This window comes from Curtobacterium sp. ME12, from assembly GCF_903970855.1.
GTDB classification, from domain to species: Bacteria; Actinomycetota; Actinomycetes; order Actinomycetales; family Microbacteriaceae; genus Curtobacterium; species Curtobacterium poinsettiae_A.
This window is the reverse complement of the sequence record NZ_CAJCKD010000041.1, coordinates 18,890-30,734: the sequence shown is the minus strand read 5'-3', so window position 1 is coordinate 30,734 and position 11,845 is coordinate 18,890. Positions and strand designations below refer to the sequence as shown.

Annotated in this window: 10 protein-coding genes; 3 read left to right on the top strand and 7 right to left on the bottom strand. The window is 71.4% G+C overall.

Features of this window, described 5'->3' with window-relative positions; genetic code table 11:
• Positions 1-117 precede the first annotated feature (117 nt).
• Both H7A73_RS15830 and H7A73_RS15825 read right to left on the bottom strand, forming a co-directional pair.
• Positions 118-2,229 carry an alpha-galactosidase gene (locus tag H7A73_RS15830; RefSeq protein ID WP_182066833.1) on the bottom strand — a complete coding sequence of 704 codons (2,112 nt, stop codon included), beginning with the start codon at positions 2,227-2,229 and terminating at the stop codon, positions 118-120.
• A gap of 147 nt (positions 2,230-2,376) precedes the next feature.
• Positions 2,377-3,360: a magnesium and cobalt transport protein CorA gene (locus tag H7A73_RS15825; protein WP_111124308.1), complete on the bottom strand. Its 984-nt coding sequence runs from the start codon at positions 3,358-3,360 to the stop codon at positions 2,377-2,379.
• A 153-nt stretch (positions 3,361-3,513) separates the two neighbouring features.
• On the opposite strand from H7A73_RS15825, the gene H7A73_RS15820 reads away from it, so the two are divergent.
• Positions 3,514-4,323 (top strand): tryptophan-rich sensory protein, encoded by an 810-nt coding sequence (locus H7A73_RS15820; RefSeq protein ID WP_182066832.1) that lies wholly within the window; start codon positions 3,514-3,516, stop codon positions 4,321-4,323.
• A 159-nt stretch (positions 4,324-4,482) separates the two neighbouring features.
• Here the strand turns inward: H7A73_RS15820 and ald are convergent, their stop codons facing one another.
• From ald to H7A73_RS15805, 3 genes are all read right to left on the bottom strand, one after another.
• Positions 4,483-5,592, bottom strand: coding sequence for an alanine dehydrogenase (gene ald, locus H7A73_RS15815; RefSeq protein WP_182066831.1), 1,110 nt, complete (start codon positions 5,590-5,592; stop codon positions 4,483-4,485).
• 141 nt (positions 5,593-5,733) lie between these two features.
• Complete coding sequence (locus H7A73_RS15810) at positions 5,734-6,693, bottom strand: AraC family transcriptional regulator (protein ID WP_182066830.1); 960 nt, start codon at positions 6,691-6,693, stop codon at positions 5,734-5,736.
• Positions 6,694-6,741: 48 nt separating this feature from the next.
• On the bottom strand, positions 6,742-7,704 hold the full coding sequence (locus H7A73_RS15805; protein WP_247737623.1) for a sugar-binding transcriptional regulator: 963 nt from the start codon (positions 7,702-7,704) through the stop codon (positions 6,742-6,744).
• 192 nt (positions 7,705-7,896) lie between these two features.
• On the opposite strand from H7A73_RS15805, the gene H7A73_RS15800 reads away from it, so the two are divergent.
• Positions 7,897-9,630, top strand: a complete 1,734-nt coding sequence (locus H7A73_RS15800; RefSeq protein ID WP_111095779.1) for a glycerol-3-phosphate dehydrogenase/oxidase — start codon at positions 7,897-7,899, stop codon at positions 9,628-9,630.
• A gap of 133 nt (positions 9,631-9,763) precedes the next feature.
• Here the strand turns inward: H7A73_RS15800 and H7A73_RS15795 are convergent, their stop codons facing one another.
• Positions 9,764-10,420: a histidine phosphatase family protein gene (locus H7A73_RS15795; RefSeq protein WP_182066829.1), complete on the bottom strand. Its 657-nt coding sequence runs from the start codon at positions 10,418-10,420 to the stop codon at positions 9,764-9,766.
• A 28-nt stretch (positions 10,421-10,448) separates the two neighbouring features.
• Positions 10,449-10,571: a type B 50S ribosomal protein L36 gene (gene ykgO, locus H7A73_RS15790; RefSeq protein WP_182066828.1), complete on the bottom strand. Its 123-nt coding sequence runs from the start codon at positions 10,569-10,571 to the stop codon at positions 10,449-10,451.
• Positions 10,572-10,616: 45 nt separating this feature from the next.
• Here ykgO and H7A73_RS15785 point away from each other — a divergent pair, with 45 nt between their 5' ends.
• Complete coding sequence (locus tag H7A73_RS15785; RefSeq protein WP_182066827.1) at positions 10,617-11,645, top strand: GTP-binding protein; 1,029 nt, start codon at positions 10,617-10,619, stop codon at positions 11,643-11,645.
• Positions 11,646-11,845: the final 200 nt, after the last annotated feature.

Sequence of the window (11,845 nt, the reverse complement as noted above, 5' to 3'; positions counted from 1 at the left end):
TGTTTTTGACAACCAGAAGGCGGAATACGTGTGCGATTAAGGTGACTGGTCTTCAGATGTGTCCTCTCCCGCTCCGGCGGGACGGCCCCCCAGGGCGGGCGCCCCGACCACCCGCCGTCAGACGGCCGTCACCCGGAACGGCACCACGCAGTCGGCCGGCATGAGCGGTGGCTGCAGGCCGACGGTGCCGAGCACCCGGCCGCTGAACACCCGCGGGCCGGACCACCAGTCCGGTCGCACCAGGTCGTGGCCGTCGCCGATGACCACGGGGTCGACGCGGTACGACGTGTCGGGGTCGAGGTCGCGGAAGGTGACCCGGCCGGTGCCGGAGACCTCGGAGCGCCCGACGCTGGCGAGGAAGAAGACGGCCTGCCGACGGTCCGGCGCGACCGTACCGTACACGAGCCGCGCGTCGTCGACCTCGTCGGATCGCACCAGGTCACCGCCGTGCAGGAGCGGACGGAGCTCCCGGTACAGCGCGATCCACTCGGTGAGCGCGGCGGACTCGTCGGCGGTCGCGCCGGCCAGGTCCCACTCGATGCCGAGGTGGCCGACCAGCGCCGTGCCGGCACGGAAGGCGAGGTCGTGGACGCGACCGGTCGTGTGGTTCCGGCCGCTCGCGATGTGCGAGCCGAGCAGCTCCGGCGGCAGGAGCTGCTGCGTCCACCGGTGCATCTGCTGGCGCTCGAGCGGGTCGATGTCGTCCGACACCCACACCCGTGCGGTGTGCTCGATGACGCCGAGGTCGACCCGGCCGCCACCCGACGAGCACGACTCGATCTCCAGCGACGGGAACCGCTCGCCGAGCGTCGCCATCAACCGGTACGCGGCGAGGGTCTGCTCGTGGACCCCTGCGCCACGGCCCGGGAACCCCGCCTCGACGAGGTCGCGGTTGTGGTCCCACTTCACGGCGTCGACCGCGTACTCACCGATGATCGCGGTCATCCGTTCGAGCACGTACGCGAAGGCCTCGGGGATCGCCAGGTTGAGCACCTGCTGGTCGCGGGACCGGGCGGGCAGCCGACCGTCGGCCTGCAGGATCCACTCCGGGTGCGCACGCGCCAGGTCGCTGTCCTCGTTGACCATCTCGGGTTCGAACCACAGGCCGAACTCCATGCCGAGCGCACGGACACGATCGACCAGCGGCCCGAGCCCGTCCGGCCAGACGTCCTCGTCGACGTACCAGTCGCCGAGTCCGGCGTGGTCGTCGCGGCGGCCACGGAACCAGCCGTCGTCGAGCACGTAGCGTTCGACGCCGAGGGCCGCGGCACGCTCGGCGAGGTCGACGAGGCGGGCCAGATCGTGGTCGAAGTACACGGCCTCCCACACGTTGATCGTCATCGGGCGGGGCGTCGTCGGGTGCTGCGGGCGGCTGCGGAGCCAGCGGTGGAACCGTCGGGCCTGGTCGTCGAGGCCGTCCCCGTGGGCGAAGTACACCCACGGTCCCTCGTAGGTGGCGCCGGTGGCGAGCCGGACCTCGCCGGGTAGCAGGAGTTCGCCGCCGCCGATGACCTGGCGGCCCGTGGCGAGCCGTTCGGCGTGGTGCCGGTGGTTGCCGCTCCAGGCGGTGTGGACGCCCCAGACCCGGCCGTGTGCGAAGCCGAAGCCCGGCTCCCCCACCGTCAGCACGGTTGCTGCGTCGGTGCCGGTGCGGCCCTTCCGGCCCTCGCGCTGGTGGGCCCCCACGACGAGTTCGCGGCGCTGCGGGGTCCGCTCCTTGCCCCAGCGACCGGCGAAGTCCAGGATCTCGCGCGCCCCCGACGGGATCGGCATCGCGAGCGTCAGGTCGTCGACGGTGTAGACGCCGTCGGCGGTGTTCGTCACGCTCGCACGGGCCCGCACGAGCCCGGAGCCGAGCATCTCGACGGCCACCCGGACGGTGAGCCCGGCGGTGGTGTCCTCGGCGTCGGCGGTGACCGTGGTGTCGGTGACCACGAGCGACGTCACCGTGAACGCGGGCGACCAGTCGGCACCGTCACGGTGCCCGGCGAGCCCCGGACGACCGCTCCAGCCCCGGTGCGGCTCGGGCAGCACCGACAGGCGGACCGGGTCGTCCATCTCGTTCGGTGCGACGGGCGCGACGTCGGCATCGGCGAGCGCTGTCAGCGCGTCGGCGTCGAGCGGTCCGAGTGCCGCTCCCCAGTGCACGACGGCGGGGAGCGCGTCGTCGCGGCAGTCCAGGACGAGCGAGACGCCACCGGCGGTCAGGTGGACGAGTTCGTGCGGCATGCGGGCTCCAGTCGGCGTCGTTGCACGTCAGAGCTTTCCGGTCCGGGGCCGTCCGCTGCAAATCCTGCTGCGGCGCGGCTCCGGTTGCGGCGCGGGTCCGGCTACGGTGCGGCTCCGGTTGCCGCGCGGCTCCCGCTGCGGTGCGGCTCAGAACCAGCGCTTGACCTTGAACACCACGTACAGGATCGCGGCGAACAGGACCATCGCGACGATCGACAGCGGGTACCCCCACGTCCAGCCGAGTTCGGGCATGTGCGTGAAGTTCATCCCGTAGATCGCGGCGATGAGCGTCGGCGCGAACAGGATCGCCGCCCAGCCGGAGATCTTCTTCGTGTCGTCGTTCTGCTTCTGCGCCGCCAGGGTGGAGTCGACGGTCAGGGCGTTCTGCAGCAGCTGCCGGAACGTGTCGAGTCGCTCCACGACCCGGATCGCGTGGTCGAGGACGTCGCGGAACCGCCGCTGCATCTCGATCGGCAGGTGGTACTTCTCGGCGCCGCGGTGCAGGTTCTCGATCATGTAGACGAGTGGACGTGCCGCACGCTGGAAGTCGACGACCTCGCCGAACAGCTCGTACACGCGACGGGACACCCCGGCCTCGCCGGAGAACAGCTGGTCCTCGATCTGGTTGATGTCCTCTTCGAGTCCGTCGATCACCGGCACGTAGCCGTCGACGATGGAGTCCATCAGCGCCCAGAGCTGCGCCTGCGGGCCGACGGTCACCAGTCCCGGCTTGCCGCTCAACCGCTGCAGTGCCCGGGGGACGGTCTGCTTGCCTCGGGGGTCGGCCTTCACGACGGCGAGGAAGAAGGTCTCACCGACGAAGGCGTGCACCTCGCCGAACGCCACCTCTTCCTGCTGGTCGTTGTACAGCGCCGGCTTGAGCACCACGAACAGCGTCGAGCCGTAGCGCTCGAGCTTCGGTCGCTGGTGCCCCTCGGCGGAGTCCTCGACGGCGAGCTCGTGCAGGCCGAGGGCGACCGCGACGTCGCCGAGTTCCTGGGCGTCGGGCTGGTGCAGGACGATGCACGCGCTGGCACCCTGCTCGTCGAGCATCCGGAAGGTGTCGTCGAGGGACGGACTCGCGATCGGGGCGATCCGGTCGATGTAGACGGTGTTCAGTTCGACGCTCACGCGCCCACCGTACGCAGGGTGGCCGGTCTCCGGCCTGGAGGCCCGTGGCACGCCCGCCGTGCACCCCACGTCCTGCCTGAACGCGCGCTGCACGACCGCCACCACCGGCCGCCTACGGTGCAGGTCATCAGCATGCTGACGAAAGGGACTGTCATGAAGAGGATCTGGAAGCGCATCGCGGTGGCCGTGAGCGCGGTCGTCGCCGTCATCGGCGCGTACGTCGGGTCTGGCGCTGCCGGCGGCACGCCCATCCAGGACGCCGCCGGTGGCGCCCTGTCGGCATCCTCGACCGCGATCGCCCCGGACGGCCCGGCCTTCTCGATCTGGAGTGTCGTCTACGCCGGGCTCATCGGCTACGCGGTGCTGCAGCTCTTCCGCACTGCGAACGACGAGCGGCACGAGCGGCTGGTGGTGCCGGCGGTGCTCTCCCTGCTGCTCAACGCCGCGTGGATCCTGTCCGTGCAGTTCGGGTTCCTGTGGGCGAGCGAGCCGATCATCGTCGCGCTGCTCGTCGTGCTGATCTGGACGTTCACGATCCTGCGCCGGACCCCGTCCCACGGTGTGGTCGAGGCGATCCTGACCGACGGCACGTTCGGGCTCTACCTCGGGTGGGTCTGCGTCGCGACGGCCGCCAACACCGCTGCGGTGCTGACGGCGGCGGGCTTCCGGGGCTTCGGACTCGGGCAGGATCCGTGGGGCGTGGTCGTCGCCGGGGTGGCCGGGCTCGTCGGGGTCCTCATCGCGCTGTGGGGCCGGGGACGCCTGGCACCGATGGCCTCGGTCGCGTGGGGCCTGGCGTGGGTCGCCGTGGCCCGGTTCGAGGGGCCGCTCGTCTCCGTGCCGACGGCCGTCGCGGCCGTGGTGGCTGCGGCGGCCGTGGTCGTCGTGACCGTGGTGGTGCGTGCCCGCGCCGGCTGGGTCGGCGGGCGTGCCGGTCGGGCGGCGGCCCCGGTGGCGGTCTGACGCGCGGCTGACGCGCGCCCGGACCGTGAGAGCCACAGTGCTCACGGCTCCGCGCCCGACAGGGCCGTGAAACCGACAGTTCCCCGCCGATGTTCGGCGGGGAACTGTCGCTTTCGCGGAGGGGCGGGCGGACAGCCGGGCCGCCAGGCGCCCACGGCCTCAGCGCGACGACGCGGTGGACACCACCAGGCCGTGCGCGGCGGCGACCGCGGCGTTCGTGACCCGGCCGGCGTGCACGTTCAGGCCGGCGGCGAGTGCGGGATCGGCCTCGAGCGCGGCCTCCCAGCCCCGGTCGGCGATCGCGACGGCGTACGGCAGCGTGGCGTTCGTCAGCGAGATCGTGCTCGTGCGCGGGACGGCGCCGGGCATGTTCGCCACGCAGTAGTACACGGTGTCGTGCACGGCGAACGTGGGGTCGTCGTGGGTGGTCGGGTGGGAGCCCTCGAAGCAGCCGCCCTGGTCAATCGCGATGTCGACGAGCACCGAGCCCGGCCGCATGTCGGCGACCATCGCGTCGGTGACGAGCTTCGGCGCCGACGCCCCGGGGATGAGCACGGAGCCGATCACCAGGTCGGCGTCGCGCAGGGCCTCGGCGATGGCGTGCGCCGACGAGCGCAGGGTCGTGACGCGGCCGTCGAACCGGGCGCCCAGTGCCCGGAGCCGCGGCAGGCTGATGTCGAAGACGGTGACGTCGGCACCCATGCCGAGCGCCATCGTCGCGGCGTGCTCCCCCGCGACGCCGCCGCCGATGACGACCACGCGGCCCTTCGGCGTGCCGGGGACCCCGCCGAGCAGCAGCCCTCGCCCCCCGTTCGTGCGCATCAGGTGGAACGCGCCGACCTGGGCGGACAGTCGCCCGGCGACCTCGGACATCGGCGACAGCAGGGGCAGCGAGCGGTCCGGCAGCTGCACGGTCTCGTAGGCGATCGCCGTCGCGCCCGAGTCGACGAGCGCGTCGGTCAGCGGTCGGTCGGCGGCGAGGTGGAGGTAGGTGAAGAGCACCTGGCCCGGCCGGATCATCGGGTACTCCGACGCGACCGGCTCCTTCACCTTGAGGATCAGCTCGGCGCGCTCCCACACCTCGGCCGCGGTGTCGACGATCGTGGCGCCTGCGGTGCGGTACTCGTCGTCGGTGAAGGCCGAACCGGACCCGGCGCCGGCCTGCACCAGCACCTGGTGGCCGTGTGACCCGACTTCGGCGACGCCAGCCGGAGTGGCGGCGACGCGGTACTCGTTGTTCTTGATCTCGGTGGGGACGCCGATGCGCATGCTGACTCCTTCGTGGGCGGTGCGTTCGTCCCGTCCATTCAGCACCGGATTCGCCCACAGCAGCGCTGAGCCGAACATCCGGACAGCGGCAGCGCGATCCGTGTCACGAGATTCGGCTGAACCGTCCGCAACAGCAGTCGGTCAGTGCCCGCGCAGCGACTCGCTCGGCAGCTCCCCGAAGCGGCTGCGGTAGGTCGCCGAGAAGCGTCCGAGGTGCCCGAAGCCCCACGTCCGCGCGATCTCGGCAACGGTCGTGTCGTCCAGTGCACCGCCGACCAGGTCGGTCCGGGCACCGTCGAGTCGTACGCCGCGCAGGAGTTCCCCCGGCGTCTGGTCGAGGTGCCGGCGGAGCGACTGCTGCAGTCCGCGCGGGCTGAGCCCGGCCGCCGCGGCGATCTCCGGTGTGCCGATCGCTTCGCGCGCGTGCTCGTGCACGAACTCGAGTGCCCGGCGCAGGCGGTCGTGCTCCGGCCCGCTGCCGGACACCGTCGCCCGCCACCTGTTGCGCCGCGGGAACGCCCGGATCGCCGCGGCCGCGAAGGCCTCGGTGATGTCGTGCTGCACCATCGGGATCATCGCCCGTTCGACGTCGAGCCACGTGGCCGAGTACTTCCGCACCACCGACCGCCACAGCGCGATGCCGTCGGCCGTCGGGCGGCGCATCGGCTCGAAGGCGAAGTCGTCGTCACCGGCCACGGCTCGGACGAAGTCGCGGTCCAGGTGCACCAGGTTCAGGGCGATGTCGTGGTGGTGCAGCGCGTACGGCTCGGCGAAGGGCAGCACGACGGGCACACCGGCCTCGAGCTCGAACGTCTCGCCGCCTGTGGTGATCCGGCTCGAGCCGGACCGCATCCAGGCGACCAGGAACTCGTCGTCGACCTGGCTCTCGCTGCGCAGGTCGACCATGAACCGCGACGAGCGCAGCGACATCCGCTCGTCACCGACGCCGGCGAAGTCCCAGTGGGCGTTCTCGTGGGTGCGCCGGACGACGGGTGCACGGAAGTCGTAGTCGCCCGTGAAGAACGCGAGCGCCTGGTCGACGTCGCTGCCGACCATCCGCCGGAAGTACCGCTGACCGGGCTGTTCGAGAGAAAGCACCATGGTCGAGAACCTAGGACGGACCACCGACAAACTGCGTCAGGTCCTGACTCAGGGCTGCAGGATCGCCTGCCCCACGCTCTCGTCCAGGATCAGGTCCGTGATGAGCCCGGCGGCCAGCGCGCCCCGCAGCGACGCCGCCTTCGACCGCCCGGCGACGACGCAGACCCGCCGCGGCGCGCGCTTGATCGTGTCGAGGTCCGGAGCGCCGGCCCGTGCGTTCACCCCGATGTCCTTCCACGAGCCGTCCGCCCGGTAGAACACCGTCGAGACGTCGCCGACGACCGCCGCCTGCGTGAGCTCGTCACGGTCCTCGGGGTCGAGGTACCCGCCGGAGTACACGTGCGAGGGCACCGGGGCCTGCGGGGCACCGACACCGAACACCACGAGGTCCATCCGCTCGTGCAGGTCGAGCACGCGGCGGATCGAACGTTCCCGGAACAGGGCCTCCTTCGTCGCGGGGTCGTCGAAGAACGCCGGCACCGGGAACTGCTGCACGAACGCGCCGTAGGCCTCACCGAACCGGCGCAGGATCTCGGACGCGTAGACGATCCCAGTGGTCCGGGTGTTCGCGGCGCCGTTGATCTGCACGATCGTCGAGCCGTGGGTGGTCTTCGGCACCAGGTAGCGGCTGACCGCACTCACGGTCGAGCCCCACGAGATCCCGATGACCATGTTGGACTCGACGTACTGCGTCAGGATCCGGGCGGCGGACAGCGCGACCCGCTCGAGCCGGTCGACGTCGCTCGTGTGGTCCGGCACCGGGACGACGTGCGCGTGCACCCCGAAGCGGGAGCGGATGCTCCGGCTCAGCGCAGCGGCCTGGTCCAGGGGCGACCGGATCTGGATGTCGACGAGCCCGGTGTCCCTGGCGTACTTCAGCAGCCGCGACACCGACGAGCGCGAGGTGCCGAGTTCGTCGGCGATCGCGTCCATCGTCAGGTCCTGCAGGTAGTACAGGTGGGCGGCGCGCAGCGCCTGCTGCGTGCGCATGGGCTGAGCCGCATCGCTCATGGTGCTCCGATCTGTCGAACGCAACCATGCACGGACGTGCAGGGCCTCTGCAACCCCTGCCGCGCCTCCTGACCGCCACGTCGGGCCTGGACGACACGTGTGCTGCACGTTCGTGCACGCGAGTTGCCCGCCCTGTCGAACGAGCGCACGATCGATCCTGACCCCACGAACAGACGAAGGAAGCGACGAACCATGTCGAAGAAGACACAGCCCCGGAACACGGTGACCGCCCTCACCGAGCGCCCGAACGCGCAGGTCCTCGTCGTCGGCGGCGGCATCAACGGCATCGCGACGTTCCGCGACCTGGCGCTCCAGGGCGTCGACGTCGCCCTGGTCGAGCGTGGCGACTACGCCTCCGGCGCCTCCGCGGCCTCGAGCCACATGATCCACGGCGGCATCCGCTACCTGGAGAACGGCGAGTTCCGCCTGGTGCGCGAGAGCGTGCAGGAGCGCAACGGCCTGATCCGCATCGCCCCGCACTACGTCAAGCCGCTGCAGACGACCATGCCGATCTTCTCGACGTTCTCCGGCATCATGAACGCCCCGCTGCGCATGCTGACGCACAAGCAGCGCTCCACCAAGGAGCGCGGCGCGATGCTCATCAAGATCGGCATGACGATCTACGACTCCTTCTCGCGCGACGGCGGCTCCGTCCCGAAGCACGTCTTCCGCACCAAGAAGGCCGCGCTCGAGGACATGCCCGCCCTCAACAAGGACCTGAAGTACACGGGTACCTACTACGACGCGAGCGTGCACGAGCCCGAGCGCCTGGCCCTCGACGTCCTGAAGGACGGCCTGGCCGCCGGAGCCGACAAGGCACGCGCCGTCAACTACGTCGAGGCAGCCGGCACCCGCGACGGCGGCGTCCTGCTGCGTGACCGCGAGACCGGCGACGAGTTCGTCTTCACGGCCGACGTCGTGATCAACGCCTCCGGCCCCTGGACCGACCTGACGAACGAGGCGTTCGGCGGCGAGACGAAGTTCATGGGCGGCACGAAGGGCTCGCACATCGTCGTGCACAACGACGAGCTGCTCGAGGCCACCAAGGGCCGCGAGCTGTTCTTCGAGAACGACGACGGCCGCATCGTCCTCATCTACCCGCTCAAGGGCCGGGTCCTCATCGGCACGACCGACATCGACGCCGACCCCGCAAAGCCGGTCACGACGACCGACGAGGAGATCGACTACTTCTTCGGGCTCGTCAAGCACGTGTTCCCGCAGATCGACGTCACCCGCGACCACATCGTCTACAGCTACTCCGGCATCCGCCCGCTCCCCCGCCACGAGGACACCGCCCCCGGCTTCGTGTCCCGTGACTACCGGATCGTGGACACCCAGATCGCGGGGCTGCCGAAGTCGACCGTGCTGTCGCTCGTCGGTGGCAAGTGGACGACCTTCCGTGCCCTCGCTGCACACCTGTCCACCGAGGCGACAACCAAGCTCGGCATGAGCCGCAAGGTCGACACCACCGGCATGCCCATCGGCGGTGGCAAGGAGTTCCCGACCACCGACGCCCAGCGCGCCCTGTGGATCAAGTCGCACCGCGACGGCCTGGACGAGTCCCTGGTCGAGGGCCTGCTCGAGCGGTACGGCACCCGTGCCGCCGAGGTCGTGGACGTCCTGACCGACGGCCCGGTCGAGCCGCTCGAGTCCGACCCGTCGCTCACCCGCGCCGAGGTCGCGTACTTCGCCCGCCACGAGCAGGCCGTCCACCTGGTCGACGTCGTCCTGCGCCGCACGAACCTGGCGTTCGTCGGCGGGGTCACGATCGACCTGCTCGACGAGCTGGCCGACGTGCTCGCCGAGGCGCTCGGCTGGACGACCGAGGAGCGCGCGGACGAGGTCCAGCGCACGCTCGACGTGCTGCGTGAGTCGCACGGCGTGATCGTGCCGCTGACGTCCGCGTCGGCGTCGCAGCTCGCGTAGTCGACGCGACCGACGACGGACGGGAGGCCCGGTACCGGCTGGTACCGGGCCTCCCGTCTCGGCCGTCACCCCGCTGGCGCGGTGCGCCGGTACCGGGGGGTGGGGCCGGCCTCCCGTCTGTCTGCTGGTCGCGTCAGAACCGCTCGCCGGTGGGGTCGAGCGCCGTGCGGTCGATGAGCTGGTCGCCGCCGACCGGCTCGCCTTCCCAGTCGACCAGGCGCCAGCCGTCGGCGAACGAGCCCTCGAGTTCGACGATGCCGGTGTTCTCCAGGTGGCGCTTGGTGCCGAAGTGGTCCGGGGTGTTCTGCGCAGCTGCGCTCGCCCACGTGCGGATCGCGGCACCGTGACTGACGGCGGCGGCGACCGCGACCCCGGTGGTCTCGATCTGCCGGACGGCGTCGTCGTAGCGCTCGAAGAACTCGGTGCCGCTCTCGGCACCGGGCATCCGGGTCGTGCGGTCGCCGCCGGACCAGCCGTGCACGGTGGAGATGTAGGTCTGCACGGACACCGTGTCGCTCTTGCCCTGCGTGTCACCCGCCTCGATCTCACGCAGGCCCGGCAGCACCACGGGCTCGAGGCCCAGCGAGGCCGCGAGGGGCGCCGCGGTGATCTGCGTGCGGACCATCGACGACACGAACAGTCGCTCGATCCCCCGGTCGGCGAGCGCTGCGGGCAGGGCGTCGGCCTGCTGCTGCCCGAGCTCGGTCAGCCCCGGTCCGGGCACCACGGCATCGAGGATGCCGTGCACGTTCGCGGGGGTCTGGCCGTGGCGGATGAGCAGCAGTCGCATGCCGCCACCCTACGGACCGCCGCTGACGTCAGCCCTGCCGGGTGTTCCAGCGGGGGTTCTCCTTGTTGATGACGTAGACGCGGCCCCGGCGTCGGACCACCTGCGAGCCGGGGATCTTCTTCAGGGCCTTGAGGGAGTTGCGGACCTTCACGACGAGCCTCCTTGTTGATAACGGTTTTCAGTTACAGTAGCGGACATGCGTGCTGCTGCCATCACCCTCGTCACCGCCCTGCACCGGGTCGACGCCGACCGCGTCGCCGCCCGGATCTCGGACGGGCACCGGATGCACGTCGCCGGGAGTGCCTTCGCCACCGCCCGCGCCGTGGCCGACCGCGCCGACCAGCTCGACCGGGTCTGCGGGCCAGATGCGCCCCACGGGCTCGTCGTCACCCTGCACCCCGGGGCCGATGCGCGAGCCGTCGGCATGCTGCTCGCCAACGCGGCACGGTCCGAGACCGGCGACGACCGGGTGCTGCGGCACGTCGTCGGGGTGCTGCGGGCCGACGACGTCGCGCACCTGCTGTGGTCGGACGTCGACGACGCCTTCGTCGCCGCGGACCGGATGGCCGCACTCGTCGAGTACGCGACGGTGATCGCCCTCGACCGCATCGAACCGCTGTCCGGCCGTCGGCGACGGGCGCTCGTCTCGCTGCTGCACCGGATGGCGCCCCAGGCCGTGATCGTCGCCCTGCCTGCGATCCGCAGTGCCGCCGACCTGCCGGCCTCGAACGGTGGAGCCGCGCGGGTGCTCGCCACCGGTGCCGGCTGGATGCGGGCGCTGTCGAGCGGTGCAGACACGGGGCGTGAGGCCCGCGACGCCCTGGTCTCGATGCGCTACCGGGAACCGCTGCCGTTCCACCCCGGACGGCTGTCCTCCGTCATCGCCGAGGACCTGTCCGCCGGCGTGAACGGCCGCGTGCTGCGGTCGCGGGGGTTCTTCCGCCTGGCATCCCGGCCGGACCACGTCGGCTCGTGGTCGAGCTTCGGGTCGATGCTCGCGCTCGACCCCACCGCGAACCCGTCGTGGGACGCCGACGCCCCGATCGGGCAGGCGCTGTGGTTCGTCGGCGAGCAGCTCGACGTCCGGGCGATCGAGCGGGCGCTCGACGGGGCGCTGCTCACGCCGTCGGAGCTGCTCGCCGGGCCGGACGTGTGGCGCGGCTGGCCGGACCCGTTCCCGGTGTGGCCCGCGGTCGATCCGGCGTCGGAGCACCGGCACGAGTGAGGGGGCGGGTGGCGGGCGGTGGGTGCGTGCGTGCGTGCGTGCGTGCGCATGTTCCGACAGAACACGCGTCGATCGACACGTGGATCGTCGCAGTATGCGCACGCATCCGGTGCTTGTGCATCTTCCGACAGAACACGCGTCGATCGACACGTGGATCGTCGCAGCATGCGCACGCACAGACGGGAGGCGCAGCGCCGGTC

Bases quoted from the DNA above. Each gene is read 5' to 3' on its own strand.
- H7A73_RS15810 (WP_182066830.1), bottom strand. From the start codon at position 6,693: ATGGTGCTTTCTCTCGAACAGCCCGGTCAGCGGTACTTCCGGCGGATG.
- H7A73_RS15805 (WP_247737623.1), bottom strand. From the start codon at position 7,704: ATGAGCGATGCGGCTCAGCCCATGCGCACGCAGCAGGCGCTGCGCGCC.
- H7A73_RS15785 (WP_182066827.1), top strand. From the start codon at position 10,617: ATGCGTGCTGCTGCCATCACCCTCGTCACCGCCCTGCACCGGGTCGAC.
- H7A73_RS15830 (WP_182066833.1), bottom strand. From the start codon at position 2,229: ATGCCGCACGAACTCGTCCACCTGACCGCCGGTGGCGTCTCGCTCGTC.
- ald (WP_182066831.1), bottom strand. From the start codon at position 5,592: ATGCGCATCGGCGTCCCCACCGAGATCAAGAACAACGAGTACCGCGTC.
- H7A73_RS15820 (WP_182066832.1), top strand. From the start codon at position 3,514: ATGAAGAGGATCTGGAAGCGCATCGCGGTGGCCGTGAGCGCGGTCGTC.
- H7A73_RS15800 (WP_111095779.1), top strand. From the start codon at position 7,897: ATGTCGAAGAAGACACAGCCCCGGAACACGGTGACCGCCCTCACCGAG.
- H7A73_RS15795 (WP_182066829.1), bottom strand. From the start codon at position 10,420: ATGCGACTGCTGCTCATCCGCCACGGCCAGACCCCCGCGAACGTGCAC.